Genomic DNA, 18,233 nt, shown 5'->3' on the forward strand with positions numbered 1-18,233 from the left:
CATCGTGGCGAAGAAAAAAACGTTGGCGCGCTTTCTGGCCGAGACGCTGCAGAGCGCCGGGGTCGAGCGGATCTGGGGCGTCACCGGCGACAGCCTCAACGGCTTGACCGATGCCTTGCGCGAGATGCAGACCATCGCGTGGATGCATGTGCGGCACGAAGAAGTGGCCGCGTTCGCCGCAGGTGCAGAGGCGGCGGTGACCGGCCAGCTGGCGGTGTGTGCCGGCAGTTGCGGGCCGGGCAATCTGCACCTGATCAACGGGCTGTTCGATTGCCATCGCAGCCGCCAGCCGGTACTGGCGATTGCCGCGCATATTCCGTCGTCCGAGATCGGGCTGAGCTATTTTCAGGAGACCCACCCGCAGGAGCTGTTTCGCGAGTGCAGTCACTTCGTGGAGTTGGTGACCAACCCGGCGCAATTGCCGGAAGTGCTGCATCGGGCGATGCGCACGGCCATCCTGCAGCAAGGCGTGGCGGTGGTGGTGATTCCCGGCGATATCGCGCTGCTGGAGGTGGACAAGCATGTCTCCAGTGCGTGGCCGGCGCTGCGTCAGCCGCGGGTGCTGCCCGCCGCCGAGGACGTGCGGCAATTGGCCGAGCTGCTGCAGCAGAGCAAGGCAGTGACGCTGTTGTGCGGCAGTGGCTGTGCCGGCGCGCATGACGCAGTCGTGGCGTTGGCCGACACGTTGGGTGCGCCGGTGGTGCATGCGCTGCGCGGCAAGGAATACGTGGAGTGGGACAACCCGTTCGATGTCGGCATGACTGGCCTGATCGGTTTCAGTTCCGGTTATCACGCCATGCTCAATTGCGACACCTTGCTCATGCTGGGCACGGATTTTCCGTACCGGCAGTTCTACCCGAAGGACGCGACCATCGTGCAGGTGGATCGCGACCCGAGCGCGCTCGGTCGGCGCACGCCGTTGCAGCTGGGCATTGCCGCCGATGTGGGTGAAACCATTGCAGCATTGCTGCCACAGCTGCAGCGCCGCGAAGAACGTGGCTTTCTGGAAAAGTCGCTTGCGCACTACCGCAAGGCGCGCGAAGGGCTGGACGATCTGGCGGTGCCGGCAGATCCCGGGCAGCCGCTGCACCCGCAGTTCGTGACCCGGCTGATCAGCCAGATCGCCGATCAGGATGCAGTGTTCACCTGCGATGTCGGCACGCCCACGGTGTGGGCCGCCCGCTACCTGCGCATGAACGGCAAGCGTCGCTTGCTGGGGTCGTTCAATCACGGTTCGATGGCCAACGCAATGCCGCAGGCGCTTGGTGCGCAAGCGGCATTTCCCGGTCGGCAAGTCATTTCGCTATCGGGCGATGGTGGCTTTGCGATGCTGATGGGCGATTTCATCTCGCTGGCGCAATTGAACCTGCCGGTGAAGGTGGTGGTGTTCAACAACGCTTCGCTGGGATTTGTGGCGATGGAGATGAAGGCTGCCGGTTACCTGGATACCGGTACCGAGCTGCGCAATCCGGACTTTGCAGCGATGAGCAATGCGATGGGCATCCTCGGGATTCGTGTGGACGAATCATCGCAACTGGAGCGTGCATTGCGCCAAGCCTTCGCGCATTCGGGTCCAGCGTTGGTGGATGTGCGCATCGCCACGCAGGAGCTGGCGGTGCCGCCGGCGATCAAGCTCGAACAGGCCAAGGGCATGGGCCTGTATCTGCTCAAGGCGGTGATGAGCGGGCGTGGCGATGAGGTCATCGAGTTGGTGAAGACCAACCTGCGTTAATTCAGTTGTACTCGCGCACACTGGCTGTCCTCTTCAGGCCGCTTCGTCCATGCCCCGTTCGCTGCTCCGGCAACTGTTGCTGATCTGGATGGTGATCGTGGCCGCCTGTGTGGGCGTGGCCACGATGTTGTACGGCCTGTATCGGCAGACCGAGGGTGTGCGGCTGGAAGAGGCGCGCCAGCAATTGGGCGGGCAATGCGCGCGCATCGTGCAACGCTATGCCGGGGCAAGCGAGGCGGCGCGTCGCGGCGACGATGGCGCAGGCCTGGCAGCGGTGGTGGTGCAGTTGGTGCTGGCCGATGCGCCAGGCGTCGAAGGCGGTGTCTGGGACCTGCACAAGGGCTTTGTTGCCTATGCCTACCCGACCTACGACGGCAGCGATCACAAGACCGATATTCCCGCCGCGGAGTGGGCCAACATCGTCAACACGGCGCAGCAGAGCGTGACGACAAGGCAGGCGGCGCAATACCGTCGCGACGGTCGCCGCGAGGTGCTGCTGATCAGCGCTTGTCCGTTGGCATCCGGCAGCGCGGCATGGACGATGACGCGGGTGCCGGCCAGCAAGGCCGACGCATGGCGGCCATTGGTCGTTGGCATGCTGCTGATCTTCGCGATGGTGGCGATATCGGCCATTGCGCTGGGCGTGCTGGTACGGCGCTGGAGCCAGCGCCTGCAGCGGATCCAGCAGGCGCTGGCCGCCGACACCCAGACGCCGCACATTCCGCCGACCGGTGCGCCGGAACTGGACCGCCTGGGCGCGGCGGTCAACGACTATGCGCAGCGCAACGCGCAGGCGCTGGCGCAGACGCGCCGGCTGGCCGACGAGCTGTCGCGGCACGAACGGCTTGCCGCACTGGGGCGCATGACGGCCACGGTGGCGCATGAGATCCGCAACCCGATCGCCACGATGCGGTTGGCGCTGGAAAACGAGATCGCGCGCCGCGATGCGACGCCGGACGATGCGGCGCATGGCGAGTTGATGCTGGCGCAGATTCGTCGCCTGGATGGCGTGGTCGAGAGTCTGCTCGGCATGGTGCAGCCGATTCGTCTGCAACTGGAGACGGTGGTCGTGCAGGACTGGCTGGCGACGCTGCTGGAACACGGCCCGTTACCGCCGGGCACGCCGCCGCCCCGCCTGCTGCTTCCGGCCGCGCCGTTGCGCTGGACCCTGGATCCGCAGCAACTGGGGCGCGCCGTGCACAACCTGCTGCGCAATGCTGCGCAGCACGCCGATCCAGGCAGCGAGGTCACGCTGCAGGCGGCAGCAGTGGAGGGCATGTTGCAGCTGCAGGTCTGCAACCGTGGCGCGCCGATCGCAGAACCGATCGCTGCGCACCTGTTCGAGCCGTTCGTCAGTGGCCGCGCCGACGGCAATGGCCTGGGGCTGGCGCTGGTGCGCGAGATCGCGCGTGCGCATGGCGGGCACGCGCGCTACGCACATGCCGACGGGCTGACCCATTTCATCCTGGAGTTGCCATGGCGCGCATCCTGATCATCGACGACGACGCGGCGTTTCGCACCACCTTGCAGGCCACCTTGCGCTCGCTCGGGCATACGGTGGTCGCCGCCGGGAACGGGCCGGACGGGCTGGCGCGGCTGAGCGAAGGCGGCATCGACATGGCGTTCGTGGATTTCCGCATGCCGGGCATGGATGGCATCGCGGTGCTGCGTGCGCGCCTGGACGATGCGCAGGCGCGTCAGGTGCCGCTGGTGATGCTGACCGCCCATGTGTCCAGTGGCAACACGATCGAGGCGATGACGCTGGGCGCCTTCGATCATCTGGTCAAGCCGGTCGGCCGTGCCGATATCGTGGAGGTGGTGGAGCGCGCGCTGCTCAGTCGTGCCGATGCGCAGGCTGCAGCGACAGACAGCTCGCCTGCGCCGGTCGAAGATGAGGATGCACTGGTCGGCCACAGCCCGGCGATGCGCACCGTGCACAAGCGCATCGGGCTGGCAGCGGCGTCCGATCTGCCGGTGCTGATCACCGGGGAAACCGGCACCGGCAAGGAATTGGCCGCACGCGCGCTGCATCGCGCCAGCCCGCGCGCCAATGCGCCATTTGTCGCAGTCAACTGCGCGGCCATTCCGCTGGACTTGATGGAGAGTGAGCTGTTCGGCCATCGCAAGGGGGCGTTTTCCGGCGCCAGCAGCGACCGACGCGGGCTGATTCGCGAAGCCGATGGCGGCACGTTGTTTCTGGACGAAATCGGCGACATGCCATTGCCGATGCAGGCCAAGCTGCTGCGTTTCCTGCAGGAAGGCGAGGTGACGCCACTGGGTGGCAGCGGCCCGCAGAAGGTGGATGTGCGGGTGCTGGCCGCCACCCATCGCGACCTGGCGGCCTGCGTGGCCGACGGACGCTTTCGGAGCGACCTGCGTTACCGCCTCAATGTGGTGCCGATCGAACTGCCGCCATTGCGCGAGCGTGGCCAGGACATCCTGCTGCTGGCGCAGCACTTCCTGAGCGCCGATGCAGCGCGTGCGCAGAGCCTGTCGCCGGCCGCGCAAGAGCGCCTGCTCGCGCATCGCTGGCCTGGCAACGTGCGCGAATTGCGCAACGTCATGCAGCGCAGCCAGGTCTTGGTGCGTGGCGCCAGCATCGATGCGGCGGATCTGGATGAAGCGCTGGGCGAGGCGGGCGAGTTGCCGCCGCAGGAGCCATCGGTGGTGACCGGGACCCTGCCCGAGGCCGTGGCGCGGCTGGAAACGCAGATGATCCGGTCGGCGCTGGAACACAGCCAGGGCAATCGCGCCGAGGCCGCGCGCCGGCTGGGGATCCACCGGCAGCTGCTCTATCGCAAGCTGGAGGAATACGGCCTGTGACACTTGTACGCACATCGATCGCAGGCTGCGGGACAGGTGTCCCCAAACCAGACAGGGTGGATGAAATGCAGACGTCTCCGTCCGGCTGCAGAGCAAATAAAGCTCTTTCAAAACAATCAGTTATTGGTTGGCACGATTGCTGCTTTGTCTCTGGTACGCGGCCCCTTCCCGCCGCGCAGGAGACATCCCCATGATGCGTCAGACTGTTCTTGCAATTGCCCTGGCCTGCACCATCGGCGCCGCCGCCGCACAGGTGGCCGCCCCGCCGCCGCCGCCGGCGCCCAACGGCCCGATCGGCGGTCCGCCAGCCCCGCCGACCCCGGTCGCCGCCACACCGGTGAGCGTGAGCGGTACCGTCGAGCGCTTCCTGCTCAACCCCAATGGCGAGGTCGACGGACTGTGGCTGCGCGACGGCACCCAGGTCGGGTTTCCACCGCATCTGTCCAGCGAGGTGAAGGCAGCCGTACGGGCCGGCGACAATGTCGTCGTCAAGGGCTTCCGCCTGGGCAATCTGCCGGTGCTGCAGGTCAGTTCGATCCGCTCCGGCCGTAGCGGCCGCGAGGTGGTCGACCGTCCGCCCACCTTCGGCGCCGCCCCGCCGCCGCCGCCGACCCCCGGCCAGCTGACCCCGTTGCAGTCCGATGGCACGATCCAGCGCCTGGTCTATGGGCCTGCCGGCGAGGTCAATGGTGCGCTGGTCAGCGATGGCACGGTGGTGCGGATGCCACCGCATCTGGCGCTGCAGTTTGCCGATCTGCTGCGCGTGGGTGAGCCGCTGAGCGCCAGCGGCTTCGGTGTGGCCACCCCGGACGGCCGTGCGATCGAGGCGACCCAGCTGGGGCGTGATCGCTCCTCGCTGCGTGCGCTGTTCACCGCGCCGCGTCCGGACGGCCCGCTGCCGCCACCGCCGCCGGGCGCGCCGGTTCCGCCGGCCGGCCGTTGAGTCGTACCGCTCCTGTTTTGTTCGTTGGTTTCCTCCGCTGGTCACGCAGCCGCGTGGCCAGCGGCTTGACCGGCAATGCCGGTCCTTTTTCGGAGTAACACCATGCATTGGGTCGACCCTGATTTCCTCCCCGCCACCCGCGGCACCCTGGCGCGTTTCCTGCTCAACCCCAAGGCCGATATCGACGGCCTGCTGCTCACCGATGGCACCGAAGTGCACACCCCGCCGCATCTGTCCGAGGCGCTGCTGAAGGCGCTCAAGCCTGGTAGCGCGCTCACCGTACGTGGCCTCAAGCCGCGCGACGTGGAGATGCTGGTGGCGCTGGCAATCGATCCGGAAGGCGGCAAGCGCATCCTCGATGAAGGCCCGCATGGGCCGCATGCCAAGCCCAAACCCAAACCGCCCGGCAAACCGCCCAAGCCGGAAGTGGCCCAGCACAGCGGCACCATCACCCGGTTGCTGCACGGTCCGCATGGGCAGGTGCATGGCGTGCTGCTGGACGATGCGGTCACGGTGCGGTTTCCGCCGCATGCCGGTGGCGACTTCGCCAAGCAGCTAGTGGTCGGCAAGCCACTGGTGGCCGAAGGCGAGACCAAGGCCACGCCGCACGGTGTGCTGATCCATGCCCATGCCTTGGGTGGCAAGGCGGCGACGCTGAAGCAGATCGAGCATCCACCGCACGGCCCTGCGCATAAACCCAAGCCCAAGCCCAAACACTAGGAGCCTAACATGCGGCCACCGCGCGCCACTGAGATGCCCGCCCCGTGGCCTGCCACGTGCGCCTTCGTGCGCGCTCGCAGCGGAGCGGTGCCATGCCGATGACCAAGGCCAGGCCCCGTGGGACACGCGCGCTGGAAGCACTGCATTTCAGCGTGGCCGATGTGCAGGACGGGCTGGGGCCGTTCCTCAGCGTGTTTTTGCAATCCAAAGGCTGGTCGGTGGCGGCGATCGGCACGGTGATGAGCGTGGGCGGCATTGCCGGCATGCTCGCCACCACACCGGCCGGCGCGCTGGTCGATGCCACCCGGCGCAAACGCGCCGTGGTGGTCATCGGTTGCCTGGCGATCCTGCTTGCCACCGCCTTGATCTGGCTGCAGCCCACCTCTTCGGGCGTGGTCGCCGCCCAGATCGCCTCGGCGTTGGCATCGGCCGGCATTGGCCCGGCATTGACGGGCATTACGTTGGGGCTGGTGCACGCGCACGGTTTCGACCATCAGCTGGCGCGCAATCAGGTGGCCAACCATGCCGGCAACGTGCTGGCCGCGGTGCTGGCCGGCTGGTTGGGATGGCGCTATGGCTTCGCCGCCGTGTTCCTGCTGACCGCCTTTTTCGGCGCCCTGGCGCTGGTGGCGGTGCTGGCGATTCCGGCTGCGGCCATCGACCACCGCGCAGCACGCGGTCTGGCAAGCAACAACGGTGGGGATGCGTTGAGCGGTTGGCGTGTGCTGCTGACCTGCCGCCCGCTGGCGCTGCTGGCGGTGACGCTGGGGCTGTTCCATCTGGGCAATGCGGCGATGCTGCCGCTGTACGGCATGGCGATCGTGGCGGCGCACGCCGGCGACCCGAGTGCATTGACGGCCACCACCATCGTGGTGGCACAGGCCACGATGGTGGTGGTCGCGTTGCTGGCGATGCGCTGGATACGCGTGCATGGGCACTGGTGGGTGCTGCTGGTGGCGTTCATGGCCCTGCCGTTGCGCGCCTTGGTGGCGGCATCGGTGATTCACGGCTGGGGCGTGTTTCCGGTGCAGATCCTCGATGGGCTCGGCGCCGGCTTGCAAAGCGTGGTGGTGCCGGCACTGGTCGCGCGGTTGTTGCAAGGCACCGGGCGCGTGAATGTCGGCCAGGGCGCGGTGATGACCGTGCAGGGCGTCGGTGCGGCACTGAGTCCGGCGTTTGGTGGCTGGTTGGCGCATGCCTTCGGCTACCGCATCGCGTTTCTGACCTTGGGTGCGATCGCGCTGCTGGCAGTGGCGTTATGGGCCGGCTGTCGCGGCATGTTGCAGGCAGCGGCTTCCATTCAGGCCGAGACAGTGCTGTGACCGGTGCGCAGGGCGCGCGCAAGCGGAGCGACCGATCGCTGTCCGTCGCGGCTTGCGCGCTATCGATCGCACTGCGTTGGTAGGGACGAGCAAGTGCGCTCTGACCAGGGGCGTGTCCTGTCGGCCGGCAGGCCTGGCAGTCGCGCAGATGACGCGGCGCACATCATCGCCTCGTTGGTCCGGATCGATGCAGTGTCTGTCGCTGTCCAACGATAGCTACCACCACAGATGCCGCGTTCTGGTGAGAGATCAGGTGCGGTAGCCACCATCTCATCGCGCGTCCGTCGATGCGGTCTTGCCAGCAGGCACGCAGGCGCATGCCGTTGCGTACAGTCCCGGCTATCGCCCGGTTACTGGCCGCCAGCGAAATTCCATTGCCGCCAGGCTTCGAACACCATCACCGCAACGGTGTTGGACAGATTGAGGCTGCGGTTGTCCGGGCGCATCGGCAAACGGAGCCGGTGCTGCGGCGGAATTGACTCCAGCACCTCGGCCGGCAGGCCGCGGGTTTCCGGACCAAATAAAAACGCATCGCCATCGGCGAACTGCGGTGTGTCGTAGCGCACCGTACTGCGGGTGCTCAGCGCGAAGACGCGCTTGGGCGCGATCGCGGCCAGGGCGCTGGGCAGGTCGGTGTGCACCTGCAACGGCGCGTATTCGTGGTAGTCCAGGCCGGCGCGCTTGAGCTGCTTGTCGCTGAGGTCGAAGCCGAGCGGCTCGATCAGGTGCAGGCGCGCGCCGGTATTGGCGCACAAGCGAATCACATTGCCCGTATTGGGCGGAATTTCAGGCTGAAACAGGATGACGTCGAGGACAGGTGCTGGCATGCGCGCAAGTGTAGCTGCGCGCGTGCTTAAAGGCTGATGGCGGCGTTGACCAGCGCTTCCAGTTCGGCCGGCGAGGGCTGCAGCTGCGGCGTCGGCAGGTTCACGATGACCTGGCCCATCAGTGCACCGATGGCGCCAGCTGCCTGGCTGGAGGCGCTCTGCGCGCTGGCGGCGGCGCTGCGCACCACCAGGTCAGCACGCTGTTCAGCCGAAGGGCGCACCTGCACCGCCGCCAAGGTGACGATGCGCGGGCCGGCCTGTTCGGCGGCCAGCGCGGCCACTTGCTCGGCCGAGGGACGCACTTGCACGGCGGTCAGGGTGCGAATGGCGCTGTTGCGCTCCAGTGTCTGCTGGGCGATCTGGTCGGCGGCCGGGCGAACCTGGACGGTGTCCAGGGTGGTCAGGCTCGCGGCCTGGGCAAACCCGGCCAGGGTGGCGCCAGCGAACAGGGCGGTGGAGAGGGCGATGCGCAGGGTCTGGGTCTTCATGGCGGGGTCTCTTGGTGTTGTTAATCAGTGGTGTGGTAGTAAGGTAGTACACCGCTTCGGTACGCACAAGAACTTTCGCGTGGCTTTTTATTTTGTTCAGCGAAAAGTCAGTTTCAGCGGCTGCCGGCGGTTGCGAGATACAGAAGAGCAAACGGTGTGCCAACAAAAAGCCATTGTTTTTAAAGGGTCTTCAGTCGCGTAGGAGTGTCCGTGTCCGGACACCCGGACGCGCTGCAGGACGGCGGACACCGCGGCCAAACGGGTATGCACGCTCAAGGCAAGGCGGTTCGGTGCGCTGAATGGGTGGATGGCGGGTGCCACCGCGCGCCGGATCGCCAGCAGGCAACTGCGGCACAATCCGGCTTTCCCCACAGGTGTGATGACTTATGCGCGTGCTGATGCTGTCTGTTCTGGTTGCCACCACCACTGCGGCGTGCACCTGGGTGCCGATCGAACAAAGCGGCAAAAGTGTGCGGGTGCTGCCCGCAGGCCCTGTGCCAGCGGGGTGTCAGCAGCAGGGCGAAGTGGTGGTGACGGTCAAGAGCAAGGTCGGCTTCTACAACCGCAACCCGCTGCGCGTGCAGGAAGAGCTGGAAACGCTGGCGCGCAACGAGGCCCCCGGCGCCAACGCCAATGCGGTGCAGGCGCAAGGCCAGCCGGCCGACGGCAGCCAGCGTTTCAACGCCTTCCGCTGCCCCCCGCGCTGAACCGTTGGGCTGGGGCGCAGGCGATTCAATTGTAAAGATGCGGTAAAACCAGCCAGCGGCTAGACTAGCGCCCCCTCGCCTGACGCCATGGCGCTACTTCGATGCTCTTCCAGAATGTCTCCATCGCGGGACTGGCGCATGTTGATGCGCCGCACACGCTGACTTCCAAGGAAATCAACGAACGCCTGCAACCGACCTACGACCGCCTCGGAATCAAGACCGACGTGTTGGGCGACGTTGCCGGTATCCATGCACGGCGCTTGTGGGACCAGGATGTCCAGGCATCGGACGCCGCCACCCAGGCCGCGCGCAAGGCGCTGATCGATGCCGGTATCGGCATCGAGAAGATCGGCCTGCTGGTCAATACCTCGGTGAGCCGCGATTACCTGGAGCCGTCCACGGCGTCCATCGTGTCCGGCAACCTGGGCGTGGGCGACCACTGCGTCACCTTCGACGTGGCCAACGCCTGCCTGGCCTTCATCAATGGCATGGACATCGCCGCACGCATGCTCGAGCGCGGCGAGATCGACTATGCGTTGGTGGTGGATGGCGAGACTGCCAACCTGGTGTACGAAAAGACCCTTGAGCGCATGACCTCGCCGGATGTCACCGAGGAGGAGTTTCGCAATGAACTCGCCGCGCTGACACTGGGCTGCGGTGCAGCAGCCATGGTCATGGCGCGCACCGAGCTGGTGCCCGACGCGCCGCGCTACAAGGGCGGCGTGACCCGTTCGGCCACCGAGTGGAACAAGCTGTGCCGGGGCAACCTGGACCGTATGGTCACCGACACCCGCTTGTTGCTGATCGAAGGGATCAAGCTGGCCCAGAAGACCTTCATGGCCGCCAGGCAGGTGCTGGGCTGGGCGGTGGAGGAGCTGGACCAGTTCGTCATCCACCAGGTCAGCCGCCCGCACACCGCCGCCTTCGTGAAGTCGTTCGGCATCGACCCGGCCAAGGTCATGACCATCTTCGGCGAGCACGGCAACATCGGCCCGGCCTCGGTGCCGATCGTGCTGAGCAAGCTCAAGGAGCTGGGCCGCCTGAAGAAGGGCGACCGCATCGCGCTGCTGGGCATTGGCTCGGGCTTGAACTGCTCGATGGCCGAAGTGGTTTGGTGATGCACGGAAAGACGCGTTAAAAAAAATGGATTTTTAGAACGCGTTCTTGCATCATGTTCGTTCTCGCAACATGAGCAGGTGCCATGGATGAACCACCCGCTTTCGACCCGGGTCAACCCCACAATGCTCTCCCGCCGCTACCGCCGGCGGGAGATATAGAAACCCGCAGCCTGCTCAAGGCCTGCATCGTCGCACGCACCGCCCTGGCCGAACTGAAACAGGCCACCGCGTTGTTACCCAACCCGGCCGTGTTGATCAATACGATTCCGGTCCTGGAGGCGCAGGCCAGCTCGGAGATCGAAAACATCGTCACGACCACTGACGATTTATTTCGCTACGCAGACGACCAAGAGCGCGCCCAAAACCCCGCGACCAAAGAAGCCCTGCGTTACCGCAGTGCGCTGTACGAAGGCTTTCAATCGCTCAGACAGCGGCCGCTGTGTACCGAAACCGCAATTGTCGTGTGCAGTCGTATCAACGCGGTACAGATGCAGGTTCGTCGCGTGCCTGGTACTGCGCTGGCTAACGATCAGATCCAGCAGATCATTTATACCCCGCCAGTGGGTGAAACGCTGCTACGCGACAAACTCGCGAACTGGGAGCGCTTTATCCACGAACACACCGATGTCGATCCATTGATCCGGATGGCGGTTGCGCATTATCAATTCGAAGCGATCCACCCATTTACCGATGGTAACGGTCGCACAGGGCGGGTGTTGAATCTGCTGATGCTGATCGAACAAGGATTACTCGATGTACCGGTGCTGTATCTGTCGCGCTACATCATTCGACATCGCAGCGACTACTACCGCTTGCTGCTGGACGTGACGCGGCATGGGCACTGGGCCGAGTGGATTCATTACATGCTCGCTGCCGTCGCTGAGACTGCTGCATGGACAACAGCCAAAATCCAGGCGATTCGCGGCTTGGAGGCACAGGCGCAAGATCACGTCCGCAGCCTCGCACCGAAGGCCTACAGCCGCGAGCTTGTCGATGTGATCTTCAACCAGCCGTATTGCCGCATCCAAAATGTTGTAGAGGTGCTGGGCGTGACCAGGCAAACCGCTGCACGTCACCTCAAGGAACTGGTAGATATCGGTGTCTTGAAAGAGCAGCGTTTAGGCAAGGAAAAACTGTTCCTACATCCGGCATTTTTACAGCTGCTGTCCAGCGACGAGCATCAACTGCCGCCGTATCGGGGGCATGCCAGGCAAGCCGAGTGACGCTTGGGAGCTATTCGAATCTCCGCTACGGCTGGCGTGCCTTGGCCCGGACGCATCGTGACAACCAACGTAATCTGCACTTGTGTGCGGTACAGGGCAGCACCTGCACCGCGCGAAATTACTCGAACTGAATCGGACGCGTTTTTGCATGAATTACCCCGGCTACCCCTTTACCCCCAAGCGCCTTGAAGTGCGCCCCGGCGTTGCGATGTCGTATCTGGACGAAGGCCCGCGCGATGGCGAGGTGGTTGTCATGCTGCACGGCAATCCGTCGTGGAGTTATTTGTGGCGGCATCTGGTGAGCGGCCTGTCCGATCGCTACCGCTGCATCGTGCCCGATCACATCGGCATGGGGCTGTCCGACAAGCCGGACGATGCGCCCGACGCGCAGCCGCGTTATGACTACACGCTGCAATCGCGCGTGGACGATCTGGATACGTTGTTGCGACATCTGGGCATCACCGGGCCGGTGACGCTGGCAGTGCACGATTGGGGCGGCATGATCGGGTTCGGCTGGGCGTTGTCGCATCACGCCCAGGTCAAGCGGCTGGTCATCACCAACACCGCAGCGTTCCCGCTGCCGGCGGAAAAGCCGATGCCGTGGCAGATTGCGATGGGCCGGCACTGGCGGCTGGGCGAGTGGTTCATCCGCACGTTCAATGCGTTCTCGTCCGGCGCTTCATGGTTGGGCGTGTCGCGGCCGATGCCGTCGGATGTACGCCGTGCGTATGTGGCGCCGTACAACAACTGGCGCAATCGCATCTCCACCATCCGCTTCATGCAGGATATTCCGCTATCGCCGGCCGACAAGGGGTGGTCGCTGCTGGAGCGCTCGGCGCAGGCGCTGCCTGCGTTCGCCGATCGTCCGGTCTTCATTGCCTGGGGCCTGCGCGACATTTGCTTCGACAAGCACTTCCTGGCCGGCTTTCGCAAGGCACTGCCGCAGGCCGAAGTGACAGCATTCGACGATGCGAATCACTATGTGCTGGAAGACAAGCATGAGGTGTTGGTGCCGGCGATTCGCGCGTTTCTGGAGCGCAATCCGCTCTAGCGCATTGCGCCGGCAGCAGCGTGCGGCCACGCGTCAGCTCACTGCACGCAATGACTGGAATGACTGCATCCAAATCCGATGCAGCGCATCGGTCATCCCGGCCAGATGCCTGCCGACGCGATTGCGAGCACGACACCAGGTGCTGCGCTACGGCATTACACCGGCGGCAGCGGGTTGCGTTGTGCGTCGTCCACGCCAACCCAATCGGCATCGGTCAGTGCGTGCAGGCCGTGCGCCAAACGCGATTTATCGCATTGCGCACTGCGCTGCCCGAATTCCAGCGAGGCCGGCACGGCCGCGCAGGACGAGGGGCGGCGGTCGTGGATGCTGCAGCGGCTGTAGCGCCCGATGTCCGCGTCCAGCGCGATGCAGCGCGGCTGCGACTGCGAGGTGCCGCGCATCACCCGCTCATGCGTGCGTAGGGCGTCGGTCAGCTCGATCGGCACCCTGCCGCCCAATGCAGGATCGGCTTCGCTCCAATGGAAACTGACGCGGAAATAGGCGCAGCAGGCGCCGCAGGTAAGGCAGGGGTGTGCCATGGAATGCCGAGCCTGGCGCGGCGAAATCGCGTGGGAAGCGCGGCATTTTGACCGAACCGCGCCGCGATACAAGTAGCGTGCCGCGGTGACCGGTTAGCGATTCAGATGCGCGCCGCCATGCCTGGGTGGGCGGCGCTCCACGCGTGCCGCGCACCCAGGCATGCGCTGCGAACGCGTTGCGGCGATTGGGTCGGGTACTGTCGCGCAGCGATGCGTCATGGCGTCAGGTGATGATGAGCCGCGCTTGCGCCCGCGCCGCGCGTCGCCTTCAGGCAGCCTGCAGCGGCCGGCGTCATTGGCGCATGGGTGATAATGCGCAGATGACGACCCTCTGCAATATCGCGGCCACCCTTCCGCAACTGGCGCGCGAGCGCCCCGACCAGATCGCCATCCGTTGCCCGGGCGCTCGCGGTGCCAACGGGTTTGCCGCCTACGATCTGACCTTGAGCTATGCCGAGCTGGATGCGCGCAGCGATGCGATCGCCGCCGGGCTGGCACGCCACGGCATCGGGCGCGGCGCGCGTGCGGTGGTGATGGTGCGGCCGTCGCCGGAATTCTTCCTGCTGATGTTCGCCTTGTTCAAGGCTGGCGCGGTGCCGGTGCTGGTGGACCCCGGCATCGACAAACGTGCGCTCAAGCAGTGCCTGGACGAAGCGCAGCCGCAGGCATTTATCGGCATTGCGCTGGCGCAGCTGGCGCGCCGTTTGCTGCGCTGGGCGCGCTCTGCCAAACAGATCGTTACCGTCGGCGGACGTTATGGCTGGGGCGGGGTGACGCTGGCGCGCGTGGAGCGCGATGGTGCCGGCGCCGGGAGCCAGCTGGCCCACACCGGGCCGGACGATGTGGCGGCGATCCTGTTCACCAGCGGCTCGACCGGCGTGCCTAAGGGCGTGGTGTATCGCCACCGGCACTTTGTTGGGCAGATCGAATTGCTGCGCAATGCGTTCGGCATGCAGCCGGGCGGGGTGGATCTGCCGACGTTTCCGCCGTTCGCCTTGTTCGATCCGGCGCTGGGGCTGACCTCGGTGATTCCGGACATGGATCCGACCCGCCCGGGCAGTGCCGACCCGCGCAAGTTGCATGATGCGATCGCGCGCTTCGGTGTCACCCAGTTGTTCGGTTCGCCGGCCCTGATGCGCGTGCTGGCCGATTATGGGCAGCCGCTTCCCAACGTGCGCCTGGCCACGTCGGCCGGTGCACCGGTGCCGCCGGATGTGGTGGCGAAGATCCGCGCGCTGCTGCCGGACGATGCGCAGTTCTGGACCCCGTACGGCGCCACCGAATGCCTGCCGGTGGCCGCGATCGAAGGGCGCACCCTGGATGCCACGCGCGCCGCCACCGAGGCTGGTGCCGGCACCTGTGTGGGCCAGGTGGTCGCGCCGAATGAGGTGCGCATTATTGCGATTGACGATGCGGCCATTGCCGATTGGAGTGGCGTGCGCGTGCTGGCGACCGGTGAGGTCGGCGAGATCACCGTTGCCGGCCCCACCGCCACCGACACCTATTTCAACCGCGATGCGGCCACGCGCATCGCCAAAATTCGCGAACGCCGCAGCGATGGCAGCGAGCGCGTCGTGCACCGCATGGGCGATGTCGGATATTTCGACGCCGAAGGACGCTTGTGGTTCTGTGGGCGCAAGACCCAGCGCGTGGAAACCGCCAGCGGCCCGCTGTACACCGAACAGGTGGAGCCGGTGTTCAACGTGCATCCGCAGGTGCGGCGCACCGCGCTGGTGGGCGTGGGTGCGCCCGGACAGCAGCAACCGGTGCTGTGCGTGGAGTTGCAGCCGGGGGTGTCTGCTCCCGCGTTCGCACAGGTGGAAAGCGACCTGCGCGCGCTGGGCGCTGCCCACCCGCACACCGCAGGTATCGCGCGTTTCCTGCGCCACTCCGGTTTTCCGGTCGACATCCGCCACAACGCCAAGATCGGCCGCGAAACGCTGGCGGTGTGGACAGCGCAGCAGCTGCACAAGAACGGATGACAACAGGGAGCGCCTAGTGGTCAGGCGGGTATGGATGGCGCACTCGTAAATTGCAGCGCGCAAGTGGTCGATTCCGATCACCGCACCCGCCCGCCACGGATTAGGCGCAGTGTTTGTTGGTCGCTGCGGCCCTTGACGGCAGCCTGCACGGCCGCGCGTCGACGCAAGATCGCCAAGTCGGGTGTGGCCGGCTATGGTGTCGTCCCTCAGAGGCGAGGTGTGGTGCGATGAAGGTATTGGTGACCGGTGGTGGCGGTTTTCTTGGCCAGGCGTTGTGCCGCGGCCTGCGCGCGCGTGGGCACGAGGTGGTGAGCTTCCAGCGCGGCGATTACCCGGTGCTGCAACGCCTGGGCGTGGGCCAGATCCGCGGCGACCTGGCCGACCCGCAGGCGGTGCGGCATGCCTTCGCCGGTATCGATGCGGTGTTCCACAATGCCGCCAAGGCCGGCGCATGGGGCAGTTACGACAGCTATCACCAGGCCAATGTGGTAGGCACGCAGAACGTGATCGAGGCCTGCCGCGCCAATGGCGTGCCGCGGTTGATCTATACCTCCACGCCCAGCGTCACCCATCGCGCCACCAACCCGGTGGAAGGACTCGGTGCCGACGAAGTGCCGTATGGCGAGAATCTGCGCGCCGCCTACGCGGCAACCAAGGCCATTGCCGAGCGTGCAGTGCTGGCGGCCAACGATGCCCAGTTGGCGACAGTGGCGCTGCGACCGCGCCTGATCTGGGGTCCGGGCGACAATCACTTGTTGCCGCGCCTGGCCGCGCGTGCGCGTGCCGGGCGGCTGCGCATGGTCGGCGATGGCAGCAATCTGGTCGACAGCACGTACATCGACAACGCCGCGCAGGCGCATTTCGATGCGTTCGAGCACCTTGCCGTGGGCGCTGCCTGCGCAGGCAAGGCGTACTTCATTTCCAATGGCGAACCGCTGCCGATGCGCGAGTTGCTCAATCGTTTGCTGGCTGCGGTGGACGCGCCGGCAGTCACGCGCTCGCTGTCATTCAACACCGCCTACCGCATCGGCGCCGTGTGCGAAACGCTATGGCCACTGTTGCGTCTGCCAGGCGAGGTGCCGTTGACGCGTTTTCTGGTGGAACAGCTGTGTACGCCGCATTGGTACAGCATGGAGCCGGCACGTCGCGACTTCGGCTATGTACCGCGCATCAGCATCGAAGAAGGCCTGCAACGGCTGCGATCCTCATCTTCCAACGACATCGCCATCACCGGATAAAGACCGGCATATCCACAAGATACGTCTGCGCCGATTCGGCACGACAACTTCTGGATACCTTGCCATGCTGCATTACGCCATCATCTTTTTCGTCATCGCCATCATCGCTGCTGTGCTGGGCTTTAGCGGTATCGCCGGTGCGGCGACCAACATCGCCTGGATCCTGTTCGTGGTGTTCCTGATCCTGGCAGTGATCTCGATGTTCCGTCGCGGCAAGGTATAACGCTTAGCTGCGATACGTCACGGCAGCGGCGCTGCCGGTTGGCGCTCACAGGGCCCGCTTCCGCAAGGACGCGGGCCCTGTGCGTTGTGGCCGGAGATGCGCGCATTTTGAATGTGCGTTGTTGAGTCCAAGCGCGGCGTCGTGGTCGAGGGCGCGCGCTTGTATGCGATGTAACGGCGGCAGCGCCATCAAGGCAGTTGGACCGCACTGCGCAGCAATTGGTCGTCGGCATGCCGTTCTAGTGCAAGCTCGATCAACCGCGTGATCAGGCTGCGATAGTCCAGCCCGCTTGCCTGCCACAATTTCGGATACATGCTGATGCGGGTGAAGCCCGGCAGCGTGTTGACCTCGTTGATCACGATGCGTCCATCGGCGCACAGGAAGACATCCACCCGTGCCAGGCCTGCACAGTCCAGCGCCTGGTAAGCCTGCACCGCGATTTGCTGGATGCGCTGCTGGGTCCGCGCATCGATGTCGGCCGGGATCACGATCTCCGCGCCGTGTTCGCTGATGTATTTGGTCTGGTACGAATAGAACGCGTCGTGCACCACCACCTCGCCGCAGACGCTGGCCTGGGGTGTGGCATTGCCCAGCACGGCACATTCGATTTCGCGCCCGGCAATGGCCGCTTCCACCAACACCTTGTGGTCGTAGGCCAAGGCCAAGGCGAGTGCAGCGGCGAACTGATCGGCGCTGCGCACCTGGCTGACGCCCACCGACGAGCCCTGGTTGGCCGGTTTGACGAACAGCGGCAAGCCAAACTGCGCGATCAACGCCTCTACATCGGCCATCGCGGCGGTGTGGCGGTTGAAGCAGACGAACGGCGCCACCGCCAGCCCGGCATCGCGCAACACGCGCTTGGCCATGTCCTTGTCCATCGCGACCGCCGAGCCCAGTACGCCGGAGCCCACGAAGGGCAGGTTGGCCATGCGCAGCAGCCCCTGCAGCGAGCCGTCCTCGGCCAGGGTGCCGTGCACGATAGGGAACACCACATCGATCTGCGCCAGCGCCTGCTCCGGCTGGATCGGCCGCACCTGCTGCTGTTGCGCGCCCGGCAGCAGCGCTACGCCGCGCCCGCTACGATGCAGCGCAATGCGCGCCGGGTCGTCGGCATGCAGCAGGAAGCTGTCGGGGTCGTTGACGTGCCACTGGCCTTGCTTGTCGATACCGATCAGCACCGGCTCGAAGCGTTGCGGGTCCAGCGCATCCAGGATATTGCGCGCCGATTGCAACGAGACCTCGTGCTCGGCCGATTTGCCACCGAAGATGAGGCCGACCCGAATCATGCGCATTGCCT

The 18,233-nt window shown here is 65.6% G+C and carries 17 protein-coding genes; 13 read left to right on the top strand and 4 right to left on the bottom strand.

Annotated features, from left to right (window positions below):
• Nucleotides 1–22 precede the first annotated feature (22 nt).
• The 6 genes from poxB (at nt 23) to ACCQ15_RS01090 (ending at nt 7,540) form a co-directional block, all read left to right on the top strand.
• Nucleotides 23–1,732, top strand: coding sequence for a ubiquinone-dependent pyruvate dehydrogenase (gene poxB, locus ACCQ15_RS01065; protein WP_029818263.1), 1,710 nt, complete (start codon nt 23–25; stop codon nt 1,730–1,732).
• Between the two features lie 49 nt (nt 1,733–1,781).
• The gene (locus ACCQ15_RS01070) at nt 1,782–3,224 is read left to right on the top strand and encodes a sensor histidine kinase (RefSeq protein ID WP_136733403.1); all 1,443 of its coding nucleotides are present in this window, start codon (nt 1,782–1,784) and stop codon (nt 3,222–3,224) included.
• Nucleotides 3,209–4,555, top strand: a complete 1,347-nt coding sequence (locus tag ACCQ15_RS01075; protein WP_136733402.1) for a sigma-54-dependent transcriptional regulator — start codon at nt 3,209–3,211, stop codon at nt 4,553–4,555. Before ACCQ15_RS01070 ends, ACCQ15_RS01075 begins: the two co-directional genes overlap by 16 nt.
• 190 nt (nt 4,556–4,745) lie before the next feature.
• Nucleotides 4,746–5,498, top strand: a complete 753-nt coding sequence (locus tag ACCQ15_RS01080) for a hypothetical protein (RefSeq protein WP_014089009.1) — start codon at nt 4,746–4,748, stop codon at nt 5,496–5,498.
• A 102-nt stretch (nt 5,499–5,600) separates the two neighbouring features.
• Nucleotides 5,601–6,218 carry a hypothetical protein gene (locus ACCQ15_RS01085; RefSeq protein WP_003488352.1) on the top strand — a complete coding sequence of 206 codons (618 nt, stop codon included), beginning with the start codon at nt 5,601–5,603 and terminating at the stop codon, nt 6,216–6,218.
• A 92-nt stretch (nt 6,219–6,310) separates the two neighbouring features.
• Nucleotides 6,311–7,540 (top strand): MFS transporter, encoded by a 1,230-nt coding sequence (locus ACCQ15_RS01090; RefSeq protein ID WP_372381108.1) that lies wholly within the window; start codon nt 6,311–6,313, stop codon nt 7,538–7,540.
• A gap of 350 nt (nt 7,541–7,890) precedes the next feature.
• Here the strand turns inward: ACCQ15_RS01090 and ACCQ15_RS01095 are convergent, their stop codons facing one another.
• Both ACCQ15_RS01095 and ACCQ15_RS01100 read right to left on the bottom strand, forming a co-directional pair.
• A complete protein-coding gene (locus tag ACCQ15_RS01095; protein WP_008572190.1) occupies nt 7,891–8,367 on the bottom strand; it encodes a tRNA (cytidine(34)-2'-O)-methyltransferase in 477 nt (158 codons plus the stop codon).
• Between the two features lie 26 nt (nt 8,368–8,393).
• Nucleotides 8,394–8,855, bottom strand: a complete 462-nt coding sequence (locus ACCQ15_RS01100; RefSeq protein WP_008572191.1) for an XAC0231 family protein — start codon at nt 8,853–8,855, stop codon at nt 8,394–8,396.
• A 386-nt stretch (nt 8,856–9,241) separates the two neighbouring features.
• Here ACCQ15_RS01100 and ACCQ15_RS01105 point away from each other — a divergent pair, with 386 nt between their 5' ends.
• From ACCQ15_RS01105 to ACCQ15_RS01120, 4 genes are all read left to right on the top strand, one after another.
• Nucleotides 9,242–9,562, top strand: coding sequence for a DUF4156 domain-containing protein (locus tag ACCQ15_RS01105; RefSeq protein ID WP_008572192.1), 321 nt, complete (start codon nt 9,242–9,244; stop codon nt 9,560–9,562).
• 101 nt (nt 9,563–9,663) lie between these two features.
• Nucleotides 9,664–10,680, top strand: a complete 1,017-nt coding sequence (locus tag ACCQ15_RS01110; protein WP_008572193.1) for a 3-oxoacyl-ACP synthase III — start codon at nt 9,664–9,666, stop codon at nt 10,678–10,680.
• A gap of 83 nt (nt 10,681–10,763) precedes the next feature.
• Nucleotides 10,764–11,903, top strand: a complete 1,140-nt coding sequence (gene fic / locus ACCQ15_RS01115; RefSeq protein ID WP_081711015.1) for a protein adenylyltransferase Fic — start codon at nt 10,764–10,766, stop codon at nt 11,901–11,903.
• A gap of 148 nt (nt 11,904–12,051) precedes the next feature.
• Nucleotides 12,052–12,954 carry an alpha/beta fold hydrolase gene (locus ACCQ15_RS01120; RefSeq protein ID WP_014089013.1) on the top strand — a complete coding sequence of 301 codons (903 nt, stop codon included), beginning with the start codon at nt 12,052–12,054 and terminating at the stop codon, nt 12,952–12,954.
• A gap of 155 nt (nt 12,955–13,109) precedes the next feature.
• Here ACCQ15_RS01120 and ACCQ15_RS01125 read toward each other — a convergent pair whose 3' ends face one another.
• Entirely contained in the window at nt 13,110–13,493 is a 384-nt protein-coding gene (locus ACCQ15_RS01125; protein WP_008572198.1) for a YkgJ family cysteine cluster protein, read from the bottom strand.
• A gap of 320 nt (nt 13,494–13,813) precedes the next feature.
• Between ACCQ15_RS01125 and oleC the strand changes: the two genes are divergently transcribed.
• The 3 genes from oleC to ACCQ15_RS01140 all read left to right on the top strand — a co-directional run bounded on the left by oleC (nt 13,814) and on the right by ACCQ15_RS01140 (nt 16,936).
• A complete protein-coding gene (gene oleC, locus ACCQ15_RS01130; RefSeq protein ID WP_372183966.1) occupies nt 13,814–15,475 on the top strand; it encodes an olefin beta-lactone synthetase in 1,662 nt (553 codons plus the stop codon).
• A 227-nt stretch (nt 15,476–15,702) separates the two neighbouring features.
• Nucleotides 15,703–16,713, top strand: a complete 1,011-nt coding sequence (gene oleD, locus ACCQ15_RS01135; RefSeq protein WP_008572201.1) for a 2-alkyl-3-oxoalkanoate reductase — start codon at nt 15,703–15,705, stop codon at nt 16,711–16,713.
• A gap of 64 nt (nt 16,714–16,777) precedes the next feature.
• Nucleotides 16,778–16,936 carry a DUF1328 domain-containing protein gene (locus ACCQ15_RS01140; protein WP_003468167.1) on the top strand — a complete coding sequence of 53 codons (159 nt, stop codon included), beginning with the start codon at nt 16,778–16,780 and terminating at the stop codon, nt 16,934–16,936.
• A 188-nt stretch (nt 16,937–17,124) separates the two neighbouring features.
• Here ACCQ15_RS01140 and ddlA read toward each other — a convergent pair whose 3' ends face one another.
• Nucleotides 17,125–18,228 (bottom strand): D-alanine--D-alanine ligase, encoded by a 1,104-nt coding sequence (ddlA, locus tag ACCQ15_RS01145; RefSeq protein ID WP_372381109.1) that lies wholly within the window; start codon nt 18,226–18,228, stop codon nt 17,125–17,127.
• Nucleotides 18,229–18,233: the final 5 nt, after the last annotated feature.

The sequence above is a fragment of the Xanthomonas sp. NCPPB 1754 genome, assembly GCF_041475725.2.
Lineage (GTDB): Bacteria > Pseudomonadota > Gammaproteobacteria > Xanthomonadales > Xanthomonadaceae > Xanthomonas > Xanthomonas euvesicatoria.